The sequence below is a fragment of the Flavobacterium branchiophilum NBRC 15030 = ATCC 35035 genome (assembly GCF_002217205.1).
Taxonomy (GTDB): Bacteria; Bacteroidota; Bacteroidia; order Flavobacteriales; family Flavobacteriaceae; genus Flavobacterium; species Flavobacterium branchiophilum.
Genome location: NZ_MUGT01000027.1, coordinates 25,585 through 49,416 on the forward strand (window position 1 = coordinate 25,585; position 23,832 = coordinate 49,416).

Here is a 23,832-nt window from a genome sequence, read left to right on the forward strand (position 1 = left end):
AACATAAGTCACAGGTTGCAGTTGTGTATCTTCCTACTTTTGTACTATTAAATACAAACAACATGAAGTATATAATAATTTTGATAAGTTCAATATTTATGTTTGGATGTCAAGAAAAAAAAGCACAATCAAACCAAAACCTTTCTGAAAAAAGAGTTGTCCTAACCCATCACGAAGGCAAACAATTAATGGAAACCCACTGTTACACTTGCCACAGTCCGAAGGCAGCAGCGACAGCAGGCAGAATTGCACCTCCGATGATTGCAGTAAAAGAGCATTATTTAAAAGTGTCAAACAATAAAAAAGATTTTATAGCTTTAATACAAAATTTTGTGCAAAATCCAACAACAGATAAAGTTCATTTGAAAGGAGCTTTTGATCGATTTGGTCTAATGCCAAAGCAAGCATATCCTGAAGCAAGCATAGAAAAAATAGCTGATTTTATGTATGATTACCAAATAGAAGCACCAGAATGGTTCAAAGCCCACTGGGAAGCCCATGGCAATAAAAATTGGACACAATCAGAAAATATATATCAGGAAGCGTCTGCCCATAAAACTTTAGATCATATTGGGTTAGACTATGCGCTTGAAACCCAAAAAATATTAGGTAAAAACCTTATGGGAACTATTCAAAAAAAAGGAACATTGCAAGCACTAGCTTTTTGTAACCATCATGCAATACCATTAACAGATAGTATGGCAACAAAATACAATGCCGTAATCAAAAGAGTATCAGATAAAAATAGAAATCCAAACAACAAGGCTAATGCAGAGGAACAAAAGTACATCGAAAAATTTAAAGCTGATATGATTGCCAAAAAAGAAATGAAACCCGTAATTATTGAAAGAGGAAAGCAAGTACAATTTTATTATCCAATAGAAACCAATATGATGTGCTTGCAATGTCATGGAAAACAAATAAAGCCTGAAGTGGGCAATCAAATTAAAAAATTATACCCAAAGGACTTGGCCGTGGGCTATGTAGAAAACAATATAAGGGGGCTATGGAGTATAACATTTAAAAAACAATAAATGAAAAAAGTAGTAATATTATTTGTAAGTTTGATACTATTGAATAGTTGTCAAAACGAAGCTGCGGACAAAACCAGAAAAGAAACAGGTTTAGAAAAATTGATAAATGGAAACAAAAGATTTATCGAAGGACAATCGCTCAACATCCACCATGATTTAAAAGCCGTTACCAATAGTAGTAAAAAACAACATCCCTTTGCAGTGGTGCTTACTTGTTCAGACAGTAGGGTTGATCCAGACATTATTTTTGATCAAGGAATAGGGGATTTATTTGTTGTCAAAAATGCAGGAAATGTAATTTCTGATATAGATTTTGGCACAATAGAATATGCCGTCGAACATTTGAATGTAAAACTCATTGTGGTTATGGGACACACCGATTGTGGTGCTGTAAAAGCTTTTGTGAGCGATAAAAACAAATGTTTCAAAAAACACCACACCCATATTGACGACATTTTGAGTTCCATAGACCATGAAAAGGAAATAAAAGCAATTCCAAAAATAAGCGATAATTATTTGAATAGTTGTATCAAAGCCAATACCTTGCATGCAGCTACCTCGTTAAGCAAAGACGAGTTGATCAAAGAACACCACGTTCAGGTAGTTCAGTTGTTGTATGATGTCAAAAACGGAAAAGTTACCCCATTATAGACACCTTCTTTTGAAAAAAACAACCAAAGATTATCTAATGGTAAGCATACAGTTCCTCTTGTTTGGATTGTATGCTTTTGATGTTTTGCCCCATTTTGAAGCCCATAAAACACTGATTGATATGGGGTTGATACTAACTGTTTTCGGAGTTTTAGTTGTATTGATGGCCGTTTTGCAATTGAACACGAGTTTAACCATATTTCCTACCCCAAAAAGCCATTCGACCTTGTTGTCCAAGGGAGTTTTCAAGTATTCCCGACACCCTATTTATAGCGGTATTTTGATGTTGGCAGTTGGAAATGCCATCTCGCAAACATCATATTATAAATTGATTATCAGCGGATTACTTGTTGTGTTGTTTTATTTCAAATCACAATATGAAGAGCAACAACTAGCTAAAAAATTCCCAGAATACCAAGACTATCAAAAAAAAGTGAGAAGGTTTTTTTGAGAAATTCCGCAATAAAAATATGACTTATTTTATTAAAAATAGTTTTGGTAATTTACATTCTTTAATCTAAATTTGTAACCCTTGAATAAGGTTAAACAATTTGGTTATGAATGAATATATGACGCTTTCAGAAACATCTGACTATATAGGTAAAAGTAAAGAAACATTAAGACGTTGGGATAAAGAAGGAAAGCTAACAGCAGTTCGGGAACCCATGAGCAATTACAGGATGTATAGAAAATCAGACGTGGATACATTGTTTGCCGATTTTCTGGATGAAAACAATCAAGAAACAGTTTCTAATTTTGTAGAACCACATCATGAATATACTGTGCTCGAACTTTTTGCAGGCGCGGGAGGTTTAGCCGTTGGAATGGAAAAGGCTGGCTTAAAATGTGTAGCCTTAAATGAAATGGATAAATGGGCTTGTCAAACTTTAAGAAAAAACAGACCGAATTGGAACGTTTTAGAAGGCGATATCAAATCCTTTAGTTTCACCGAATATGAAAATAAAGTGGATATTGTAACAGGTGGTTTTCCTTGTCAAGCCTTTAGTTATGCTGGAAAAAAATTAGGACTAGCAGATGCAAGAGGCACTTTGTTTTATGAATTTGCTAGAGCGGTAAAAGAAGTAAATCCTCCCATTTGTATAGGCGAAAATGTTCGTGGATTATTAAGCCATGAAAACGGAAAAACCTTGCAAGGCATGATTTCTATTCTGGACGAAATTGGATACAACGTAGTTCCTGTTCAAGTTTTGAAAGCGATAAATTTTAATGTTCCACAAAAAAGAGAACGATTGATTTTAGTTGGAATTAGAAAAGATATTGACATAAAATACGAATATCCAAAGCCTTATAAGAAAATTTACAATTTAAAAGATGCCTTGAAAAAAGGAGAATTATTTGATTGTGATGTACCAAAATCAGAAGGTTCAAAATATCCAAAAAGTAAGATTGATGTTTTAGATTTGGTTCCACAGAAAGGCTATTGGCGGGATTTACCATTAGAGATTCAAAAAGAATTTATGGGCGGAAGTTTTCATCTTGGAGGTGGAAAAACGGGTATTGCCAGACGTATTGGTTGGGACGAACCTTGTTTGACTTTAACTTGTAGTCCAGCACAAAAGCAAACCGAAAGATGCCACCCAGAAGAAACAAGACCGTTTACCGTTAGAGAATATGCCAGAATACAAACTTTTCCCGATGATTGGGAATTTGAAGGCTCTGTGGCACAGCAGTATAAGCAGATTGGAAATGCCGTTCCAGTGAATCTAGGAAAAGAAGTAGGTTATTCAATTGTTAAATTTTTGAATAGTTATTATAATTTAATGAAAAAATAAAGTATGAAAAATGAAATCTCAGGCGTAATCAAAATAGGTCAATTGAAAAGAATTCAACAAGTTTTACATGAAAATTGGAAAGATGACAATCGATTTGAAAACATTAATTGGCAAGAAAAAATAGATTTTGTTAAAAAAGGAAGGGGAAATTTAATCCCTGTCTATATTACTGTTGATTTTATAATTCAAAATCCTATCCATCAATTGCAACATTTCGGTTTGAATTCTAATATTATTCAGGTTAAGAAAAACATTGAACTTATTTTAAAATATTTGCTTTTACAAGAAAATTATAACTGATCAAACCCTAAATAATAACTATAATTTTCAAAGGTAATTTGATCTAAAATGGTTCTTTTTGAAATTTCTGTTTCTATTTTAATTTCCTCTAAAGCCGAGTTTTCTTTTTCTGTTGCTATTTTTTCAATGGATTCTAAATAATCATTTATTGCAATTGGTAAGCTTTTATACAATTGAAAAAGAGCATCATTTTGACCTGAAAGTAATGCGTAAAATTGGTCGCCTGAAATTTTATAAACCCTACTATGTCCGTATTCTTTTCCGTTTATATCTCCTTTCCAAAGTTCACAAAAACTCGTTTTTGCTAAAACTTGTACCCAATAACATTTAGATTTTTTATAATCATCCGCATATCTAGATAGCTTTTGAAATAGTGCTTCGGCAGAACTACTATTCATAGTATTGTGTTTGTTTTTAATATCTGCAAACAAACTATTATCCGTTGCCTTAATGTCAAACCCACTCAAATTGCCCACTTCAAAACCTGCAATTCCGCCCAAAATTTGTTCGTGAAAAGTGCCTATTGAATTGTTGATGGATTTGTCAATTTGTCTCAATATTTCTGCCCGAATCAAGCTTTCTTCGTCAATAGCATTGAATTTGGCATCAAAAGTTAATTTAATGGTATCTACTTTATTGGAATAAAAATGCTTTTTTGAAACATTATTTTTGGCTTTCAAATAAGCGGTATGTAAATTGGCTACACACTTTAAAAAATGATCATCAGAAACAAAATCGACATATTTGTTTTTCATGTGGCTGTTTTTTAGGCAAAATTACATTTTTTTTCTGGTGTTGCAAGTGTAATCCATCTAAATGGGCATTGCAAAATAAATAATTGCTTTTCAATACAATCTAAAAAGATGTTTAGTATTTTTGCTAAAAAAATGATTTCAAATGATTAGTATTATACCTTCCGAACTCTCGGTTTCCGAGCTCCAAGGCTACCTTCAGGGGGCAGTTGCTCCTAGACCCATTGCATTGGCTAGCACCGTTGATGTGTTGGGATGTCCCAACTTGTCGCCTTTCAGTTTTTTCAATATTTTTAGTGCCAATCCGCCAATATTGGTGTTTTCGCCTGCCCGCCGTGTTCGAGACCACTCGCTCAAACATACCCTTATCAATTGCGAGGCCACAAACGAAGTGGTTATTAATGTTGTGTCTTTTGATATGGTACAACAAATGTCGCTCTCTAGCACAGAATATCCATCGGGGGTAAACGAATTTTTAAAATCTGGATTTACTCCAATAGCATCGCATGAGGTTAAACCTTTTAGAGTTTTGGAAAGTCCCATTCAATTGGAGTGCAAGGTAAACGAAATCAAACCTTTAGGCACACTAGGAGGAGCAGGGCATTTGATCATTTGCGAAGTAGTCAAAATACACATCAACCCCTCGATTTTGGATGCAGAAGGGAGCATCGACCCCGAAAAAATAGATTTAGTCTCTCGATTAGGCAAAAACTGGTATTCTCGTGCCAAAGAAGGACTTTTTGAAGTAGCAAAACCCTTGGTCAATTTGGGTATAGGCGTAGATGCCATTCCGATGGCTATTCAAAAAAGTACCGTATTTTGTGGCAACGATTTGGGAAAATTAGGAAATATAGAAATTTTGCCAAATTCAGAAGAAATTAATACATTTGTACAAGAAAATTTAGAGATGCAAAATTTTTTGAAAACATCTAGCGAAAATGCAGTTTTTGAAAAAGCCAAAGCTTATTTGGACCAGAATCAAGTCCTTATGGCTTGGAAAGTTCTTTTAGCATATCAACAATAGAATCAGAATTATTTAATATATATCAAAATGGAAGTTATCGGAAAAATCAAAGTCATTAATCCAGAGCAACAGGTTAGTGCGTCGTTTAGAAAAAGAGAAATCGTGGTTGCTACAGAAGAGCAGTATCCGCAGTATATTTCAATCAATTTTGTTCAAGATAAATGCGATACTTTGAACAATTTTCAAATTGGTGAAGACGTTAAAGTTTCAATCAATTTGAGAGGAAGAGAATGGGTAAATCCTCAAGGCGAAGTCAAATATTTTAACGACATACAAGGATGGCGAATCGAAAGATTGGCAGCACCAGGAGCTCCAGCACCTCCACAGTATCAGCAACAAGCACCTCCACAGTATCAGCAACAAGCACCCCCACAATACCAGCAGCAAGCTCCTGCGCAGCAATTTCAGCAGGCACCCCCTCAAGCTCAAACATTTCCTCCAGTAACCAACTTTACAGAGGAAGAGCACGATGATTTGCCTTTTTAATACCAACTCATTTAAGGCATCCTAATCAGTAAACCCAAACCATATTGTGTTCCAACTTGAGGATACAAAAGGGCTTGGGTTTTTTTATTTTTATGAAATTGTAACGATTTGAAAGGATTCCAATAGGATACTGCGAGTCCTATTCCCATTCCAATTCCAGCACCTGTCAATACGTCCGAAGTATAATGTTTGTTGTTTGCAATTCGAAGCAATCCTGTTGCAGTTGCAAACAAATAGCCACTACTAGCATACCACAAATTACTATCTTTATATTCATAAAACAATATAGAGGCATTAGTAAAAGCCGTTGCAGTATGTCCCGAAGGAAAACTCAAGTTATTGGAGGCATCTGGGCGTTGTGCCGAAAAACTGTGCTTCATCGTTCCAACGACCGTTCCCATAATCAGGTTAGCAACAGCAAGATTTATACTTTGATGCAAAACATTGTTTTGGGGCTTAAAACCCAAATAGCGTCCACCATAAACTTGTACTAGAGGCACAAATTGGGTATAGTTGTCTATTTTTGTTTGAAAATCCTGTCCAAAAATAGTCCTTATTTCTGTTTGTAAGTGTTGATTTTCATTTGTATGCAACAATAAAAACCCGCTAGAAATCAAAGCTGTTGGTACAATAAAAAATTTGAAATGACAGGTTTTTGACGGCTTAAAATTTTGGATACTGTCTGTTTGTTGGGCAAAAAAAGTTGCTACGTTCAAAATAAAAAAAAGAATTAGCCATTTTGTTTTCATTTGTTGATGTGATTTAGAATGGATTTTGTCGAAAATCAGTAGGACTACCAATAGATTAAAAAATGATTTTGGCTCCAACTAGATTATACCCAAAATTCCTTGAAGCATTGAATTTTAGACTGTATTTTTTAACTTCTTGCGGTTTTGCCAAAGTTTTTTTGATTTTAGAATTGGCAATATTTTTGCCAATTACATAACCCATAACCAATGCAATAGGATAATCAGAAACCCAATGTACTTCGCTTTGAACCATTTGAAAACCCAATACACCTATCATCGAAAAACCAAGGGGACGAATCCACTTTTTTTCAGGATAGTTTTCCATAATTACATACAAAGCCGAGGTGGCTGTCATTAAATGTCCAGAGGGCATGGCATCATAGTTTGGAGTGTTTTGAGTATATGCAATAAAACTTGGAAACGGATTCCAATCGCCTCCTGGATTGCCACTAGCAAGGGCTGGTGATGGACTTTGTCTGCCGGTTATCCTCTTGATGGTTTGGCTATACACTCCAGAGGTAGCAAGACTTTCAAACAAACCTGCTGCTGTATTCAAAGCTCTTAAATCGTGGGCAATCCAGCCATAAGTAGCAAAACCCATACTTAATAAAATAGGCGTTGTGCCATTGCCAATGAGATAAATTCCCGATGTTACATTTGGTGGAATATTAGACAATGGGCCAAAATTTTGATAATGAGCCGTTTTTTCCATATTTAATTTCTCGCCAAATAGCCTAGATTGATCGGTTAGCCTTTGATCCATCGGCAAAATGGCCACTGTAGCAAGAGTAGCACTTCCAAGGGCTATCAAATGATTTTTTTGCCCAAAATCTACAAATGTACCCGCCACGTCTTTTGGAATATGTGTAATAAAATCAAATAGTTTAGGCTTTTGGTATTCATAAACATCGCCGTTTTCAAACGTATAACGTTGTGTTTTTACTACTTTTGATAAGCTATCAACTTGTTGTGCAGTAGTAGTTACTATTTGTGTTAATAATATAAATACAAGAAAATACTTAATTTTCATTTTCATTTTTTTAACAAAAATATTCATTTTAAATGGATCTTTCGCTTAAAAACAACTTAAACCATACTTATTTATGTTTGTTTTAAATAAGAACAATCCTTTTTTATTCAAAAACAGGAATTATTAAAGTTCAAATAAATAATTTGTACCAAAAACATACTACTTTTGGCACTTATTCGTTGTATAAAGTATGTTGAAATTTTATTTGAAAGTCATTTTATTTGTTTGTTGTAGCACAGCTTATGCTCAAGAAACTTTTATATTGCAAAAAAATAAAAAAATACTTGTTTTAAAAGATAGTATTTATTTAGAAAAAAACAGTATCAATCCCTCTTTTTTTGAACTGAAAAATGCTCAAAATCAAATTTTAGACACCTCTTATTATCATATTGATTTTCAAAAATCGTTATTAATTCTTAAACCTAAATTTCAAAAAAGTACAGATTCAATACAAGTGAGTTATCAAAAATGGCCCGATTTTTTAACAAAAAAATATGCTTATTTTGACGACAATAGAATTGTAAAAAACGAATATGGCGACCAATTGTATAAAAGTAAAGACGACCAATTAAAGCCATTTAAACCATTAGATGGACTAAATACTTCGGGTAGCATTAGCCGTGGACTCACTATTGGAAACAATCAAAACTCGGTTGTAAATTCAAACCTCGATTTGCAAATTACAGGAAAAATAGCCCAAAATATCAGTCTAAAAGCCTCAATTCAGGACAGTAATATTCCCCTAAAAAACGATGGATATTCGCAAAGGCTTAACGAGTTTGATCAAATATTTATTGAACTTCAGGCACCACAATGGCAGGTTAGGGCTGGAGATTTGTTTTTGGAAAACAGACAATCCACTTTTTTAAATTTCAATAAAAAACTACAAGGCGTTTCAACCCAAATAACAACCCATAGCCAAGATGCAAAAACCAATATCTATGCCTCGGCAGCAGTAGTTAGAGGGCAATATGCAAAAAGCAATTTTGTAGGACAAGAAGGCAATCAAGGGCCCTACAAACTTAGAGGCAGCAACGACGAATTGTATGTATTAGTCATTGCAGGCTCTGAACGTGTTTTTGTAAATGGAATTTTATTGGAACGAGGCGAAAACAAACAATATGTTATCGATTATAATGCTGGCGAAATTAGATTTACAGCTTTGTATCCTATAAACTCCGAAATGAGAATTGCAGTCGAATACCAATATACAAATCAAAATTTTACCCGATTTGTGGCTTATTCTGGCGTGCAACACGAAGCTAAAAAATGGCAGTTGAGTAGTTTTATATACTCTGAAAATGATGTAAAAAACCAACCCTTGATGCAAAACCTATCAGCAGATCAAGTATCATATTTGGTGGCCGCTGGCGACAATCCAAACCTGATGGTGGCTCCGTCGGCCTTTTTGGATACGTATTCTAATAATAAAATTTTATACAAAAAAGTCATCCAAAACAACGAAACTTTTTTTGAATATTCTAATAATAGTACAGACGAGTTGTATCAAGTAAAATTTTTATTGGTAGGCAACAATCAAGGGCATTACAGGTTGGAAAGTGCCAATGCTATTGGCAAAATTTACCAATATGTTGCACCCATAGGCGGCATACTTCAAGGAAATTATGAGCCAATAGTCAAATTAGTAGCTCCTATAAAACTTCAAATGGCTACTGTTTTTGGGAAATATAATCCAAACGACAAAACAAATATTAGCTTTGAAGTAGCTGTGAGCCAACACGATCAAAATTTATTTTCAAATCTTGATGATGCAAATAATATTGGCTTGGCCAGCAAATGGCACCTCAAGCAACGGTTGATCAGCAAAAAATGGCAATTGGATGCGTTGGCCAATTTTGATATTATACAACAACATTTTAAACCCATCGAAAGGGTTTTGTCTATAGAGTTTAACCGTGATTGGAGTTTGCCAGCAGTAGGAGGGGAGCAACAATATTGGGTTTTGGGGCTTCAGGCAACCCACCCACAAAAAGGATTGCTGCAATACCAATATGAAAATTTGGCTTTTGGCAGTTCATTTTCGGGGAACAAACACCTTTTTTTGGCTCAAATGCGACATCAAAAATGGCACATTTTTCAACAAACCAGTTATTTGCAAAGCCATAGTACGGAGGCCAACACCCTTTTTTTTAAAAACGACAGCAAAATAACTTATACGATACAACAAAATCGTTTTGGATTGACTTCCAAGACAGAAAACAACCAACAAAGGCTATGGAATACCAATACATTATCAGTACTAAGCCAACGATTTAATGCTTTTTCGGGTTTTGTTTCAAGGGGCGATTCTACCAAAGTTTTTGTAGAGTTGGGGTTTCAAAAACGATTCAACGACAGCCTTCAACAAGGTATTTTGAAAAGAGTCAATCAATCCACAACTTATTATATCAAATCAAAATTAATTCAAAACCAAAATCAACAGTTGTCTTTTTATCTGAACCATCGAACCCTTGCTTTTGAAAATATTTTACAAAAAAAAGAAACCGCAATTAACTCTAGGATATTATACAACGGCACTTTTTTGAATCAATTGATACAAAACACCTTTGGTTATGAAACCCAGTCGGGCAGCGTTCCTCAACAAGAATTTACGTACATAGAAGTACCCCCAGGACAAGGAGTTTATGCTTGGAACGATTACAATCAAAATGGGATTCAGGAACTACAAGAATTTGAAACAGCTCCATTTCCAGATCAAGCCAAATATGTAAGGGTGTTTTTGCCAAACCAAATTTTTGTTAAAACACATCAAAATAAACTAACAGAAAATTTGATTATCAATCCAAGTGTTTGGCAAAATAAGTTTGGAAGCCAATCAATTTGGACACGATTTTACAACCACACCAACCTTTTGGCTGAACGAAAAATACTGCAATTATCAGATCATTTTGATTTGAATCCTTTTGGAAATTCAAATCAAGCTTTGAGTATAAATACTCATTTGCGAAATGCCCTTTATTATAACAGAGGCAAACAGCAGCACACTATAACCTACACTTTTTTGAAAAGCAATATCAAAAATTGGTTATCTGTTGGCTCGGTCGAAAACCAAAACCAGTTGCACCAATTGCAATACGAACATTTGATACAAAAAAGTTGGCTTGCCGCTTTTCAGGTCAAATCGAGTATTGTTGAGGTCAATTCAGAAAATTATACCAGTCGAAATTACAAAATCAAAAGTTTTGATTTGATGCCTTCCCTACGGTATTTGTTTTCCAAAACAACCAATTTGGATTTTATTATGGCTTATCAGCAAAAAGAAAACGTCCTTTTGGGTTCAGAAACTTTAAAGCAAAGCCATCTGGGATTGGTTTTTTCGTATATGGGTCAAAGCAAAACATCGGTTAGTGCCGAAACTCATTTTTATGACAATCAGTTTCAGGGCAATCCCATTTCGCCTGTTGCTTTTCAAATGCTCGAAGGGCTTCAGGCTGGACAAAACAGCACCTGGCGACTGATGGTTCAAAAAAATATTACCCAATATTTGAATCTTAGCATACAATACCAAGGCAGAAAATCGGCCACCTCGCAAACCATTCATACTGGAAATATTCAGTTAAAAGCCTTTTTTTAAAAAAATGTGGCTCGATTTTTGAAAGATGTATTTTTGAATCAAAAAAATGATTAATTTTATATTATAATTTAAAAAATCAAACACAATGAAAAAGTTACTATTATTAGCCATTTTCGCTTTATTTTCAAACTCATTTTATGCACAGGATGTGGCAGGAATGGCTACCAAAGCTAAAAAAGCCAAAAAAGAAGCCTCGACAAAAGTAGTTGAAGCCAAAAAAGATGCTAAAGCTGCCGAAACTAAAGCTAAAAAAGACGCTGCAGATGCAGAGGACAAAGCTAAAAAAGATGCTAAAGCTGCCGAAGCTAAAGCTAAAAAAGACGCCAAAGCTGCCGAAGCCAAAGCCAAAAAAGAGGCAAAAACCGCCGAAACTAAGGCAAAAGAAATGCCAAAAGCTGCTGATACTAAAGCCAAAAAAGAGGCAAAAACCGCCGAAACTAAGGCAAAAGAAATGCCAAAAGCTGCTGAAACTAAAGCCAAAAAAGAGGCAAAAACTGCTGAAACCAAGGCAAAAGAAATGCCAAAAGCTGCTGAAACTAAAGCCAAAAAAGAAGTAAAAGTTACTGAAACCAAAGCCAAAACCACTGTTACAAAAACGACAGACAAAGTAACAGGCGAATACAATGGAAAAAAAGTATATACAGGACCAAAAGGAGGCAGATACTACATTAACGACAACGGAAACAAAACGTATATTGCTAAAGATAAATAGTTTGTATTCCTATAAAAGTAAAAAAAACCGCAATTCCAAAAGGATTGCGGTTTTTTTGATGTGGAGAATATCGGATTCGAACCGACCACCTCTTGCCTGCCAGGCAAGCGCTCTAGCCAAATGAGCTAATCCCCCAATGCGGTGCAAATATAAACATATTTTGGATATGTACAAAAAATAATGGGTTTATTTAATTAAAAATGCCAATCAACATTTCTTTAAGCAAATCGCCCATTGGTATAGAATTGCCGCCAACACCTTTGCTCTTCACGTCTATATCACGTAGGGTAGCCACAATGGCACTTACTTTTCGCATCGGATAATTTTTTAGGGCTATATCGTAATCTTTCACGAAATATGGATTGATTTTTAATACGACCGCTACATTTTTGGAACTCTTGTCTTTCAATCCATGATATTGAAGCAATTGTACAAAATAACTAAAAATCAAACTTGTTGTAGCTACAATGGGATGTTCTTTAGGATTTTCGGCAAAATAATGGGCTATTTTATAGGCTTTTACTTGATTGCGTTCGCCAATGGCTTTTCTAAATTCATATACATTAAAATCTTTGCTAAAGCCAATATTGTCTTCAATAATTTTGGGTGTTATTGCAGCACCAGAAGGCAAAATGATTTGTAATTTTTCTATTTCGTTATTAATTTTGTTCAAATCAGTACCCAAAAATTCGACTAACATGGCATTTGCCTTGGGTTCTATCGTAAGGTTTTTGCCTTTCAATACACGTGTGATCCACAGGCCAACTTGATTTTCATATAATTTTTTGCTTTCAAACACCAAGCCATTTTTTTCGATGAGTTTGGTTACTTTTTTGCGTTTGTCTAGGGTTTTATATTTATAACAAATCACCAAAACCGTAGTAGCCATGGGCTGTGCAGCATAGGATTCGAGTTTGTCTATAGTTCGGCTCAGTTCTTGGGCTTCTTTTACAACAACTACTTGGCGGTCGGCCATCATGGGGTAGCGTTTGGCACTCCCAACAATGTCTTCAATGGTAACATCTCGGCCATATAAAACCGATTGGTTGAAACCTTTTTCGTCTTCAGATAATACGTTTTTTTCTATATAATCAGATATTTTATCTATATAATACGGTTCCTCACCCATCAAAAAATAGATAGGTTTTATATTTCCTGCCTTAATATCGTTTACTATTTTTACTGCTTCGTCCATAATGCTTTTTTGGGCTATCCCAATACTGATTTTTTTAATAAAAAAACAAAATTACAACAAACCTTAATACAGGCACTTTATAATTCCTATATTTTTATTTATTTTTGTGCCATGCAAGAATTAAACTTTCCTGTTTTTGAATTTAGATTTAAAAAAATAGCTAATAAAACGGCTATTTTTGATGAAATCAGAAAAAAATTTATAATCCTTACCCCCGAAGAGTGGGTGCGACAACACGTGGTTCAATATTTGATACAAGTTTTGCGGTATCCAAAATCGTTGATAAATGTTGAAAAAGTATTGAAAATCAATAATTTAACCAAAAGATATGATGTTGTCGTTTTTCAAAAAGATGGATCTATTTTTTTGCTTGTGGAGTGTAAAGCCCCACAAATTAAAATTTCGCAAGACACATTCGACCAAATTGCCCGCTACAATTTGACGCTCAAAGCCCAATATTTGATGGTAAGTAATGGATTGAATCATTATTTTTGTAGCTTGGATTTTGATGCAGAAGCTTATACTTTTTTGTCTCAATTGCCTTTAATGAACCAACCTAATTGATTTTTTTATGATAGCATCACCATTAAAAATTGCCATTGTCATTTTAAATTGGAACGGCAAAACACTTTTAGAACAGTTTTTGCCCTCGGTACTTCAATTTTCGGATGGAGCAACGGTTTATGTAGCCGACAATGCCTCTACAGACGATTCTGTTTTATGGTTGCAAAACCATTATCCAGAGGTTCAGATCATTCAAAATGCTTATAATTTTGGTTTTGCACAAGGCTATAACGAAGCTTTGCAGCAGGTAGATGCCGATGTGTATGCGCTAGTAAATTCTGATATTGAAGTTACCCATAATTGGCTGGTCCCTATTATACAAACCTTTGAAAATGAACCAAATACTGCAATAATTCAACCGAAAATTTTGGATTTCAAAAAACAGAAATATTTTGAATATGCAGGAGCAGCTGGTGGTTTTATAGACCGTTTTGGTTTTCCATTTTGTAGAGGTCGATTTTTTGACACAATAGAAGAAGATTGTGGACAATACAACGACAATACCACAATATTTTGGGCTTCGGGGGCTTGTTTTTTTATACGAAAACCTGTTTTTGATTCCTTAAAAGGTTTTGATCCTGATTTTTTTGCACACCAAGAAGAAATTGATTTGTGTTGGAGGGCTATCAACCAACATTATCATATCAAATATGTGAGTCAATCCACGGTGTACCATGTGGGAGGAGCAACATTAGAACAAGGAAATCCACAAAAAACGTATTTGAATTTTAGAAATTCATTATTGATGCTTACAAAAAACCTTCCTCAAAATCAGTTATATAGCACCTTGTTTTTTCGATTGATTTTAGATGGATTGGCTGGAATACAATTTCTTACAAAAGGCAAATGGAGTCATATATGGGCAATTATCAAAGCTCATTTTAAATTTTATCAAATGTTTGTCCGGTTTTACAAAAAACGGAACAATCCTACAATACAAACATATTTTAAGGTACAGAGTATTGTATATTTATATTTTATAAAAAGGCAAAAAAAATATTCGGATTTGAAAAAAAACTAGTTCAACTGATATGGAATTTTAGAAAAATAAAATAGGATAAAAAAAAAGGCTGTACAATATTTTTTGTACAGCCTTCTCATAATTCTATTCTACCAGAGTACTTGCGTTTTTATTGAAATAATTTCAGTATTTGTTAATGCCGTAGCAACCAAGTTACATTGTTGATCACCATAAACCATAGAAGATGTCAGTTTATAAATGCCATGTCCTGGTGTCAAACTAAAGCTATCTGTATTAGGTGGAGTAGTAGCTATTGATGTGGTACCGTTAGAATAAGCACTTGATAAATGAACAGCTGTAATTTTAACAAAAGTGTTGGCGTAGCAAATTAAATATTCATCTGCAAATGTTTTATAATTGCCATGTGATCCAGACACGGTTACTTTATAAGTACCAAAAGCCGCAACAGGTAAAGTAACCACTCCATTAGTAGCCACGCTATCAACTCTTTTGGAGGTCCCCATTGTTACTACTTTACCAGAGGCATTTACTCCTAAAGCTGCAGTGGTGGCAGTAGATGTGTTTACAGACGCAGAGGTAAGTTTGGTTAATTTAAGGCCACTATCATCTGCTGTACCAGAATCTATTTCTAATTTAGTAGAAGGTGAAGATGTACCAATTCCCGTATTTCCACTAACTAAATCTGAATAAAACACTGTAGCGTCAGTATTATAATTTCTAATAGCAAAAGCTCCAGAACCTGAGGCTAGTTTTGCCCAAGAACCTGAGGCATTACCGATAGCAACATGACTAAAATTATTCAAAGTTTGACTACTCGTAAATCTAGCTACTTCTTTTACGGATGATTGAACATCTAATTTTGCTAAAGGACTTGTTGTTCCAATACCTACTCTGTCATTCAAGGCATCTAAAGAAAATGTTCCACTATCAATATTGTAGGCATTGACTTTTGTATTATCTGTTGAAAATATTATAGTTTTATCTTCCATTACAACATTTCTATTTCCAGCAAGAACACCATCAACTGAATAAAAAGTAGGTAAGTTTGTAACAGAAGGCGATATCCATTGTGGTGCTGCAGAAGTCCCTTGGCTAAATAACAATTGACCAGTTGTTCCAGCGTTGCCCCCAGGCATTAACTTTCCGGATAATTTAATATTACCAGTTACATCTAATTTTTCCGTGGGGCTTGTAGTTCCTATCCCTACATTTCCAGTAGCGCTAATTCGCATGGCTTCAGATGTAACATTTGTTTCAGATGCAATACTGAACCCTAACCCTACACCTTTATCAGACGGGCCTCTTAGGATATCAATACCACCTGTTGCAACATACCAAGACAATTTTATTCCACCTACAGAGGTATAGGTTCCAGTTCCTGCTTTGCCATACATTTCTATAGAAACGGGTTCTCCAGCACCATCGTTTGTTGTAGTTGGTGTAAATTTCCCGCTACCATTAACAAGTAACTTATTTGTTCCTGGTAGTACACCAATACCTACTCTTCCAGCAGCATTAATAAAAAAATCATTGGCTTGTTGTGCAACTGTAGGGGCTCCTGTTGCAGCATTATCTTTTGACGCATCCACATTAAAAACACCTTGAGGATTGGTTGTACCTACTCCTACTTGTGCGTAGGTACCAGCTGCAGATAGCAGCAAAATTAACAATAGTAATTTTGTTTTTTTCATTATATATATTAAATAATTGATTTGTATTGACAAGATTTTTAAAAAAAAGCTGTCAAATTATATGTTTGACTAATAATAATCGCTAAAATTTTCAATACCTCAGCTATAGTTGAAATTATTCACAGCTAAAGGGGGCTAAATTGTAGATAGAATAATAAATGAGTCTAGCATTTTTTAGGTGTCCTTACAAGGGCGAGTGTTAAATCCAATCTTTTTTTGGCACAATAAGCCTCAAAAAAAGGATTTCCACTACCATCCCTAACGCCAAAAATGCTGTAATTTATAAAATTTAGCCCTAATGTTATACTTTTGGAGGGTTTTCATCAAAAGGCAGAACCCAATTGTTGAATTTGTTTGTGGGGGTACAAATGTCTTTGCGTGTATCTAATTCAAAATAAATGACTATCATGTCCAATTTAGGGTTCAAATCCCAATCCAAAACGGATTGTTGGTTAATTAAACTGGTTTTGAAAGGTTTGAATTTAGCATTTTTAAAAAACAAATACTGTTTTTCTTTATTAATTGGTGCTGTTTCGCTAATTACATTTTTCAAAATAGGGTTTGATAAAATCTTTTTTTCATTAAAATCATTACATTTTCCCTGATTTGAAATACTAGCAATGGCTATTTCAACATGATTACCCGTTTCAATATGCACTGCATTTGGTGATGAAATTAAAATACGTTTGTCGTTTGTGGTACGACAAATTAAGTTTTGAGTTCGGTTTGATTGCATTTCAATAGTACCATCTCCTGAAATGACCGAATGGTCCAAAGTTAAGTCCATGTTTCGAATCACTACATTTTGTTGAGCTATATAAACAACTCCTTTGATATATACTCCAGCAGAATCTATCGCATGTTGTCCAAACGACAAATGCGAAACGACAAATGCAATCAAAAGGAATAATTTAGATTTCACGACAAAAGTAATGTTTATAATCCATTGATTTAAAGATACAAATATACATAAACTGTATTTGATTTTCCAAATAGGCGTTTTTTGTATTTATTTTTAAATGGCATTTTTTTTGCATTTAATGATTTGATTTTCGGAAATATATTTCTTTAATGATCAAAAATGGTGCTTTCAGCGTTAAAAAAAATAAATTTATCGATTTTGTGTACTCGGTTTATAATTTATTTGTTTTAATGTTTTTTTTAAATTACTTCAATTATATTGTTTTTTATTAATTTATTTATATAAATATTAAAACAAATAGGATATAAAAAATCATTTTTTTTGTGGAAAGCATGATTTAAGATAATCTGATGGGGTGATATTTTCAATTTTTTTAAAAGCTTTATTAAAAGTCGATTGGTTTTTAAATCCCGAAATAGTTGATAAATAAGTTACTTTGAATGTGTCATTGTCTTTATTATTCAAAAGTGATTTAAAATAATCTATTCTGTATTGATTGATAAAGTCATTAAAATTCATATCGGCATATTGATTAATAGCTTTTGAAACATAAGAGGAATTGGAATTCAAATATAAAGCAAGGCTAGATAATGTTAGTGTGCTATCTAAAAATTTTTGCTCTTTCTCTATACTGTATTTAATTTTATCAAATAAATTTTTGATTTGTTCATTGTCAAATACAGTTTCAGGATTCAAATTAGAATATGTAAGCGTTGTATTTTTAATGGATGTTATAGATTTAGTTATTGGTAAATTCTCTTGTTCATGCTCTTCTCTGAAAATGAAATATTTGTAATTATTATTCTTAAATAACTCACTATAAGTAATGAATTTTAAGGTTAATATAAGAATTAAGATTGTATATATGGAAGTATTCATATTAAAATAAAAATAATAATCATCGCTTACTATAGACAATTCATCAAGGTTATTGATATAATTAAAACAATTATATTTCAAAATTATTAAATTTAAAATAGTCAATAAACTTACAATAAATAACCATTTATAAAAATAAGACCTACTTGTAATGTTGTAAGCTACTATTCCTACTGAAAAGTGCCAAGTAATTAAATGCGGTGATAGTTTTAAATAGAAGAAAGTACCTAAAAAAACAAACATTATAGTAAAATTTGTATAAAATAATAAACTAATATTTGTTAATTGATAATAATATAAATAGATTAAATATAAAATATTAAATAGTATAAAAATGGTATATCCTATAAAATAGAATTTAATATCCATCAAATAATAAAAAGTAGCATTAATAGCTAAAAATACAAACAAAGACAGAAAGTATATCTTGAATAAATTTTTTAGTTTTGAGAGTTGAATTAGCATAACTTGGTCAATATTGGCTGTAAAACAAGGATATTTTTGATTTTGTTTTAGTTCTCGAATAGTATTTTAACATAAAAAATGGTTCTTTATAATGAATACGTAAAAATGAAATTATAAAAAATAAATTAAAAACAAAAAAGAATCTAAAAAACAACATTAAAAACCCTCATCATAATTATTTTATATCATAAAAAAATGCTCATTATAATGATTTTATAAAAACACTTGCGTTATTTTTTTTTACTACAAATGTTTGTTTCATCTTTGCAATGACAAAAGTAATACAAAAAATTAATTTAAAATCAATATAAAATATGAAAAAATGATTCTTATGATTTTTCTTCTTATTGGATATGACAATTTTTGCTCATGTTGTGATTAGTTTAAGAGTACAAAAATGTATATTATCCATAAAAGTGTTATAGACGGAAACAAAAAATATTAAATTTGCCCCCAGATTATTGACCAATGAATATAGTAACCCAAATCGAAAAATTACAAAAAAATATTTAAAATAATGAAATAAAAGCAACTACAATTTGCTACTCAAGTAACCTAAAAATCATACGATCATTTCGTATAAAAAAGCCACCAGATTTAACAAATTAAATGAAGCCTATTGATGAACCACCAAATCCTACCAAAGCATTAATGTAAATTAATGTAAAAAATCCCGATTTTGAATCAGCTCAAAATCGGGTTATTTTAAAAAAAAGTATTTTAGTTTACCACAGCAACTGTGTTTTTACAGAAAGTACTTCAGTATTAACCAGTGCTTTTGCAGATATAACATTAGTATTACCTGAAACATTAAAAGTTATGTTGTATAATCCATGTCCAGGAGCAAGGGTTGCACTAGAAATATTTAATGCGCTAGCTGCTAAAGCATCATCTGTAGTTCCGTTTGATACTGAATAAACAGTATTGATATGTTTTACAGACATTTTAGTTACGTTGTTAGCATAAGATACTATATATTGGTCTGCAAAGGTTTTATAACCACCAAATGAACCTGAAACGGTTACTTGATAACAGCCAAAGGTGCTTACGGCAACATCTACAGTTCCGTTTGTTGCAACACCATCTGTTTTTTTAGAAGACCCAAGAGGCACTACTTTTCCTGTTGCATCAACCCCAATAGCAGCCACAGAAGCATTTGAAGAGGTAGAGGCAAGTGAAGTAAGTTTGGTCATTTTGAAGCCACTGTCGTTGGCAGTTCCAGAATCTACTTCTAATTTAGTTGACGGAGAAGCGGTACCAATACCTGTACTTCCTGTTACTAAATCGGTATAAAAAACAGTCGCATCATTAGAATAATTTCGAATAGCAAAAGCCCCTGAGCCAGCAGCAAGTTTTGCCCAAGCCCCCGTATTATTACCAATGGCAATATGACCAAAATTAGTCGTTGTTTGACTGCTTGTAAAACGAGCTACTTCTTTTGCAGACGATAATACATCTAGTTTTGCATTCGGATTAGTTGTTCCAATCCCTACATCTCCAGACACAGCTTTCACAGTTAGTCTAGCCACTTGAGTATTGTCTGAAGAGGCAGTACCTGTTGTTAATTGCAAGTCCAATAATCCTGTATTTGCAGATCCAGAAGGCAATACACTTCGAATACCTGTAAACCAATCTTTTGAATGCCCTAATTTAATTTGAGCCGCCATAACATCTGAAGAAGGCGGAACCGTAACATTTGAAAACAATCCTATTTCTGCAGCATTTGTTGAACTAATTACAGTCAAAGCCTCAGTTGGATCTGTTGTACCAATACCTACTTTTCCTGCCGAAGGATTCAATGCCAAAGGCAATCCAGTTGCTCCAGTTTTATTTTGAGACTGTATATAGGCTCCATAAGGCGAATTGGCTAAAACTCCAAAATCCAAAGCGTGGTTTGAACTGCCATCTACTCTTAGTATAGCATTAGTAGCATCCACATTTTGAGCAGAAGGTTGATTGTTGGTTCCTTTTACAACAAGTTTATTCAATGGAGATATTGTTCCAACACCTACATTTCCTGTAGATAAAACAACAAGATCATTGGCTTGTTGTGCAGTTGTAGGTGTTCCCGAGCTTGCATTATCTTTGCCTCCATCGACATTAAAAATGCCTTGCGGATTGGTTGTTCCAACTCCTACTTGTGCATAAGTGCCTGCTGCTGTAAGCAGCAAAAATGTTAATAGTAATTTTGGTTTTTTCATTGTATAGTATATTAGATTAAATTTATGAAATCAAGTTGACTTACCTTTTTTAAAAAGCAGCCAAAAAAAATATTGTATTAAAAATTGTAATTTAAAGGGTGTACTGCCCAGGCAATTAGGTACGATGATATAGTAATCGTTTAAAGTTCTGGAGATGGTAATTTATGGTATATTAAAGCTTTGCAAATTGATATTTTTGAATTTTTGTTATAACATCCTCTATGTATAGTGAATGATACAAAAATTTCAATTATAGTACATTATCAAGTAGTTAAATCCAATAAAATCAATGAATTTTGGAAATAATTTCATGACAAAATGAGAATATCATCCTCAAACTATGAAAAATATAGGCTTTACTAACTCCGACTTTAGTATTAGTTAAATTATAGGTGGATTATCTTTTAATGAAAGTGTCCAATCTTTGAAGTTATTTGTGATGCCACAAATGGATTTGCGAGTATCAAACATCAATACCGCTATCTGTATATCCAATAACGGATTTATAGCCCAATCTAAAACCAATTGTTGGTTAATTAAACTGGGTTTGATGGGTTTGATTTTGGTATTTTTAAAAAATAAGTATTGCTTGTCTTTGTTGGTCGATGCCGTTTCACAAACTACATTTTTTAGTATAGGATTTGTTCGTTTTGATAAAATTTTTGCTTCACTTGCTGGATTCATCTTATTGAAATCAGATAGATACACTATTTCAGTATCAAAACTATTATCATTCTCAATGTGCAGTACGTTTGGATTTGAAACCAAAATACGTTTGATGCTTGCCGATCGACAGGTTAAGGTTTGTATTTTGTTAGATTGTATTTCAAAAGTGCCTTCGCCAGATATAGTTGAATGATCTAAAGTGATATCCATGTTTTGAATCACTACATTTTGGTTAGCAATATAAAAAATGCCTTTGATATAAACATTCGAGGAATCGTTCGCTTGTTGTGCAAACGACAACTGCGAGATGACAATTGTTATCAAAAGGAATAATTTAGTTTTCAAAGACTTATTTTTCTTTATTTTGCTAATTATAATTTTTATCTTGGTACAAAATTACATTTTTTTTTTGATTTACCAAATAAGAATATTTCATACTTACATATAAATCAGGTGTTTTAGAATTATACCTTTTTGATTATCAAAAAAGAGGCAATCTAATTTAAACAACATGTATTTTTTGTCGATAAAAATATGCACTTTATCGATTTTTTGATTTCAAATATAAAATGTAAAATTTTATTAAAATTTTACATGTATTTATAATTTTTATAAAAATAAAAGATTAAGTTTTAAAATAAATGATATTATGTGTCATAAATTTACAAAAAATTTATGTTAGATGCACTAAAAGAAAATGAAAGATTTAAAATCTGATTATATTTATCAAATATATTATATACATTTTACTTGGTCTTTGGGCTAATTTTTTCAAAAAAACTAAGCTAAAAACAAATATAACATATTTTTGTATAAAAATATGTTGATACCTTTGGATTATTTAGAGCCTGATTTTAAATTAATAAACAAGATTATATAAAAATTTACGAGTTGCTTCCACGTAGTTTTTCCGTTATTTCAAAAAACTTACTGCAATTGTATGCTTCAAATATAGATTTTATCTCCTTGGTAATGAATAGTTTATGCTAAAAAACGCAATCTATTTTGATCAATTCTATCTAAACATTCTGTTTCTATTATATAACATTATTTATGCTTGTTATTTTATATAAAATTAATTAAAATAGTTCTTTAGTATAATTTGCAAACAAGCAAAAAACTTAAAAACACCCTATGGCACATTTTTGCCTATGTTGTGTTCCCAAATATGAAACCAATCTTCTAATTCCAACTCTATTTGCAAAGCCAAAACGGCTGCTTGTATCCTACTTGGCGTAGTAGTACCCAACACGGGTATGATGGCGGCAGGGTGTTTGAGTATCCAGGCCAGCAGGATGACATCTGGCGTGGTGTGGTATTTTTTTGCCAATTGTGTAACAAATAGTCTCAATCGTATCGAGGTGTCGTCTGTGCCTTGCAATACACTGCCCAGCGGATTCCAAGCCATTGGCACAATATTTTGGGCTTGCATATAAGTCAAACTGCCATCGAGCATGGGGGCAATATGGCTGGCCGAAAATTGTATCTGGTTATATTCAACTGGTATTTTGGATGCAATGAGCTGCGTTTGCCAATCGGTAAAGTTCGACACCCCAAAACTTATGATTTTACCTTCTGTTTGGAGTTTTTGAATTGCATTGGCAATTTCGTCGGGCTGCATCAACGGACTAGGTCGATGGAGCAACAATACATCTAAATAATCAGTTTGCAAATTTTGGAGCGAATTTTCTACAGATTGTATGATGTGATGTGATGAATAATCATAGTGCTTGACTATTGTTTTGCGGTTTTCGGCAGCTAGTTGAATGCCACATTTACTAATAAATTGTAGCTTTTCTCTGTTTATTTTGCTTTCAGAAAAAGCCTTGCCAAAAGCCGCTTCGGTAGTATAACTGCCATAAATATCGGCATGATCAAAAGTCGAAATGTTGTGTTCTAAACAGGTATGTAACATGTCTATCATTTGATTGGTATTCCAATTTTTGCCCCATGCACCCCATGTCATGGTGCCTGCAACTAGTTTTGAGATAGGTTTTTTCATCGTTTTTTTGTTTGAGTTCTTAAAATTAAACCAAAAGAATCATAAAACAAGCATAAATTTAGCATCGGTCTTAAAGTTTTAACCAATTTTTAACATTATACTTCTAAAAAAAATATCAATTTGCACTCGTAAACAGACA

Annotated in this window: 21 protein-coding genes and 1 tRNA gene; 11 read left to right on the top strand and 11 right to left on the bottom strand. The window is 33.1% G+C overall.

Features of this window, described 5'->3' with window-relative positions; translation table 11 throughout:
• The first annotated feature begins 62 nt into the window (after nucleotides 1-62).
• From B0A58_RS03595 to B0A58_RS03615, 5 genes are all read left to right on the top strand, one after another.
• Nucleotides 63-1,034, top strand: a complete 972-nt coding sequence (locus tag B0A58_RS03595) for a Tll0287-like domain-containing protein (protein ID WP_089079917.1) — start codon at nucleotides 63-65, stop codon at nucleotides 1,032-1,034.
• Nucleotides 1,035-1,685, top strand: coding sequence for a carbonic anhydrase (locus B0A58_RS03600; RefSeq protein WP_089079918.1), 651 nt, complete (start codon nucleotides 1,035-1,037; stop codon nucleotides 1,683-1,685).
• 10 nt (nucleotides 1,686-1,695) lie between these two features.
• Complete coding sequence (locus tag B0A58_RS03605) at nucleotides 1,696-2,136, top strand: methyltransferase family protein (protein WP_186809151.1); 441 nt, start codon at nucleotides 1,696-1,698, stop codon at nucleotides 2,134-2,136.
• A gap of 106 nt (nucleotides 2,137-2,242) precedes the next feature.
• A complete protein-coding gene (dcm, locus tag B0A58_RS03610) occupies nucleotides 2,243-3,478 on the top strand; it encodes a DNA (cytosine-5-)-methyltransferase (RefSeq protein ID WP_089079920.1) in 1,236 nt (411 codons plus the stop codon).
• A gap of 3 nt (nucleotides 3,479-3,481) precedes the next feature.
• Nucleotides 3,482-3,778 (top strand): hypothetical protein, encoded by a 297-nt coding sequence (locus B0A58_RS03615; protein WP_089079921.1) that lies wholly within the window; start codon nucleotides 3,482-3,484, stop codon nucleotides 3,776-3,778.
• Here the strand turns inward: B0A58_RS03615 and B0A58_RS03620 are convergent.
• Complete coding sequence (locus B0A58_RS03620; protein WP_089079922.1) at nucleotides 3,769-4,533, bottom strand: Eco47II family restriction endonuclease; 765 nt, start codon at nucleotides 4,531-4,533, stop codon at nucleotides 3,769-3,771. The genes B0A58_RS03615 and B0A58_RS03620 overlap by 10 nt on opposite strands.
• 142 nt (nucleotides 4,534-4,675) lie before the next feature.
• Here B0A58_RS03620 and B0A58_RS03625 point away from each other — a divergent pair, with 142 nt between their 5' ends.
• Nucleotides 4,676-5,554 carry a flavin reductase family protein gene (locus tag B0A58_RS03625; protein WP_089079923.1) on the top strand — a complete coding sequence of 293 codons (879 nt, stop codon included), beginning with the start codon at nucleotides 4,676-4,678 and terminating at the stop codon, nucleotides 5,552-5,554.
• Between the two features lie 27 nt (nucleotides 5,555-5,581).
• On the top strand, nucleotides 5,582-6,040 hold the full coding sequence (locus tag B0A58_RS03630) for a DUF3127 domain-containing protein (protein WP_089079924.1): 459 nt from the start codon (nucleotides 5,582-5,584) through the stop codon (nucleotides 6,038-6,040).
• A gap of 11 nt (nucleotides 6,041-6,051) precedes the next feature.
• Here the strand turns inward: B0A58_RS03630 and B0A58_RS03635 are convergent, their stop codons facing one another.
• Together B0A58_RS03635 and B0A58_RS03640 are read right to left on the bottom strand one after the other, a co-directional pair.
• Complete coding sequence (locus B0A58_RS03635; RefSeq protein ID WP_089079925.1) at nucleotides 6,052-6,789, bottom strand: phosphatase PAP2 family protein; 738 nt, start codon at nucleotides 6,787-6,789, stop codon at nucleotides 6,052-6,054.
• 55 nt (nucleotides 6,790-6,844) lie between these two features.
• On the bottom strand, nucleotides 6,845-7,825 hold the full coding sequence (locus B0A58_RS03640) for a phosphatase PAP2 family protein (RefSeq protein WP_165766284.1): 981 nt from the start codon (nucleotides 7,823-7,825) through the stop codon (nucleotides 6,845-6,847).
• Nucleotides 7,826-8,009: 184 nt separating this feature from the next.
• Between B0A58_RS03640 and B0A58_RS03645 the strand changes: the two genes are divergently transcribed.
• Together B0A58_RS03645 and B0A58_RS03650 are read left to right on the top strand one after the other, a co-directional pair.
• Complete coding sequence (locus tag B0A58_RS03645) at nucleotides 8,010-11,414, top strand: hypothetical protein (protein WP_089079927.1); 3,405 nt, start codon at nucleotides 8,010-8,012, stop codon at nucleotides 11,412-11,414.
• Between the two features lie 85 nt (nucleotides 11,415-11,499).
• Nucleotides 11,500-12,126 (top strand): hypothetical protein, encoded by a 627-nt coding sequence (locus tag B0A58_RS03650; RefSeq protein WP_089079928.1) that lies wholly within the window; start codon nucleotides 11,500-11,502, stop codon nucleotides 12,124-12,126.
• A gap of 61 nt (nucleotides 12,127-12,187) precedes the next feature.
• On the opposite strand, the gene B0A58_RS03655 is transcribed toward B0A58_RS03650, so the two are convergent.
• Together B0A58_RS03655 and holA are read right to left on the bottom strand one after the other, a co-directional pair.
• Nucleotides 12,188-12,261: transfer RNA gene (locus B0A58_RS03655), tRNA-Ala, on the bottom strand.
• Nucleotides 12,262-12,316: 55 nt separating this feature from the next.
• Nucleotides 12,317-13,321, bottom strand: coding sequence for a DNA polymerase III subunit delta (gene holA / locus B0A58_RS03660; RefSeq protein WP_089079929.1), 1,005 nt, complete (start codon nucleotides 13,319-13,321; stop codon nucleotides 12,317-12,319).
• 111 nt (nucleotides 13,322-13,432) lie between these two features.
• Here holA and B0A58_RS03665 point away from each other — a divergent pair, with 111 nt between their 5' ends.
• Together B0A58_RS03665 and B0A58_RS03670 are read left to right on the top strand one after the other, a co-directional pair.
• The gene (locus B0A58_RS03665; RefSeq protein ID WP_014085349.1) at nucleotides 13,433-13,885 is read left to right on the top strand and encodes a type I restriction enzyme HsdR N-terminal domain-containing protein; all 453 of its coding nucleotides are present in this window, start codon (nucleotides 13,433-13,435) and stop codon (nucleotides 13,883-13,885) included.
• 7 nt (nucleotides 13,886-13,892) lie between these two features.
• Nucleotides 13,893-14,906: a glycosyltransferase family 2 protein gene (locus B0A58_RS03670; protein ID WP_089079930.1), complete on the top strand. Its 1,014-nt coding sequence runs from the start codon at nucleotides 13,893-13,895 to the stop codon at nucleotides 14,904-14,906.
• Nucleotides 14,907-14,995: 89 nt separating this feature from the next.
• Here the strand turns inward: B0A58_RS03670 and B0A58_RS03675 are convergent, their stop codons facing one another.
• From B0A58_RS03675 to B0A58_RS03700, 6 genes are all read right to left on the bottom strand, one after another.
• A complete protein-coding gene (locus B0A58_RS03675) occupies nucleotides 14,996-16,558 on the bottom strand; it encodes a hypothetical protein (protein WP_089079931.1) in 1,563 nt (520 codons plus the stop codon).
• 301 nt (nucleotides 16,559-16,859) lie between these two features.
• Complete coding sequence (locus B0A58_RS03680; protein ID WP_089079932.1) at nucleotides 16,860-17,480, bottom strand: hypothetical protein; 621 nt, start codon at nucleotides 17,478-17,480, stop codon at nucleotides 16,860-16,862.
• A 312-nt stretch (nucleotides 17,481-17,792) separates the two neighbouring features.
• A complete protein-coding gene (locus B0A58_RS03685; RefSeq protein ID WP_165766285.1) occupies nucleotides 17,793-18,602 on the bottom strand; it encodes a helix-turn-helix domain-containing protein in 810 nt (269 codons plus the stop codon).
• A gap of 947 nt (nucleotides 18,603-19,549) precedes the next feature.
• On the bottom strand, nucleotides 19,550-21,025 hold the full coding sequence (locus B0A58_RS03690) for a hypothetical protein (protein WP_089079934.1): 1,476 nt from the start codon (nucleotides 21,023-21,025) through the stop codon (nucleotides 19,550-19,552).
• Between the two features lie 381 nt (nucleotides 21,026-21,406).
• Nucleotides 21,407-22,036: a hypothetical protein gene (locus B0A58_RS03695; protein ID WP_089079935.1), complete on the bottom strand. Its 630-nt coding sequence runs from the start codon at nucleotides 22,034-22,036 to the stop codon at nucleotides 21,407-21,409.
• A 787-nt stretch (nucleotides 22,037-22,823) separates the two neighbouring features.
• The gene (locus tag B0A58_RS03700) at nucleotides 22,824-23,693 is read right to left on the bottom strand and encodes an aldo/keto reductase (protein ID WP_089079936.1); all 870 of its coding nucleotides are present in this window, start codon (nucleotides 23,691-23,693) and stop codon (nucleotides 22,824-22,826) included.
• Between the last annotated feature and the right edge of the window lie 139 nt (nucleotides 23,694-23,832).

Bases quoted from the DNA above. Each gene is read 5' to 3' on its own strand.
- B0A58_RS03595 (WP_089079917.1), top strand. From the start codon at position 63: ATGAAGTATATAATAATTTTGATAAGTTCAATATTTATGTTTGGATGT.
- B0A58_RS03600 (WP_089079918.1), top strand. From the start codon at position 1,035: ATGAAAAAAGTAGTAATATTATTTGTAAGTTTGATACTATTGAATAGT.
- dcm (WP_089079920.1), top strand. From the start codon at position 2,243: ATGAATGAATATATGACGCTTTCAGAAACATCTGACTATATAGGTAAA.
- B0A58_RS03615 (WP_089079921.1), top strand. From the start codon at position 3,482: ATGAAAAATGAAATCTCAGGCGTAATCAAAATAGGTCAATTGAAAAGA.
- B0A58_RS03620 (WP_089079922.1), bottom strand. From the start codon at position 4,533: ATGAAAAACAAATATGTCGATTTTGTTTCTGATGATCATTTTTTAAAG.
- B0A58_RS03625 (WP_089079923.1), top strand. From the start codon at position 4,676: ATGATTAGTATTATACCTTCCGAACTCTCGGTTTCCGAGCTCCAAGGC.
- B0A58_RS03630 (WP_089079924.1), top strand. From the start codon at position 5,582: ATGGAAGTTATCGGAAAAATCAAAGTCATTAATCCAGAGCAACAGGTT.
- B0A58_RS03635 (WP_089079925.1), bottom strand. From the start codon at position 6,789: ATGAAAACAAAATGGCTAATTCTTTTTTTTATTTTGAACGTAGCAACT.
- B0A58_RS03640 (WP_165766284.1), bottom strand. From the start codon at position 7,825: ATGAAAATGAAAATTAAGTATTTTCTTGTATTTATATTATTAACACAA.
- B0A58_RS03645 (WP_089079927.1), top strand. From the start codon at position 8,010: ATGTTGAAATTTTATTTGAAAGTCATTTTATTTGTTTGTTGTAGCACA.
- B0A58_RS03650 (WP_089079928.1), top strand. From the start codon at position 11,500: ATGAAAAAGTTACTATTATTAGCCATTTTCGCTTTATTTTCAAACTCA.
- holA (WP_089079929.1), bottom strand. From the start codon at position 13,321: ATGGACGAAGCAGTAAAAATAGTAAACGATATTAAGGCAGGAAATATA.
- B0A58_RS03665 (WP_014085349.1), top strand. From the start codon at position 13,433: ATGCAAGAATTAAACTTTCCTGTTTTTGAATTTAGATTTAAAAAAATA.
- B0A58_RS03670 (WP_089079930.1), top strand. From the start codon at position 13,893: ATGATAGCATCACCATTAAAAATTGCCATTGTCATTTTAAATTGGAAC.
- B0A58_RS03675 (WP_089079931.1), bottom strand. From the start codon at position 16,558: ATGAAAAAAACAAAATTACTATTGTTAATTTTGCTGCTATCTGCAGCT.
- B0A58_RS03685 (WP_165766285.1), bottom strand. From the start codon at position 18,602: ATGTTTGTTTTTTTAGGTACTTTCTTCTATTTAAAACTATCACCGCAT.
- B0A58_RS03690 (WP_089079934.1), bottom strand. From the start codon at position 21,025: ATGAAAAAACCAAAATTACTATTAACATTTTTGCTGCTTACAGCAGCA.
- B0A58_RS03700 (WP_089079936.1), bottom strand. From the start codon at position 23,693: ATGAAAAAACCTATCTCAAAACTAGTTGCAGGCACCATGACATGGGGT.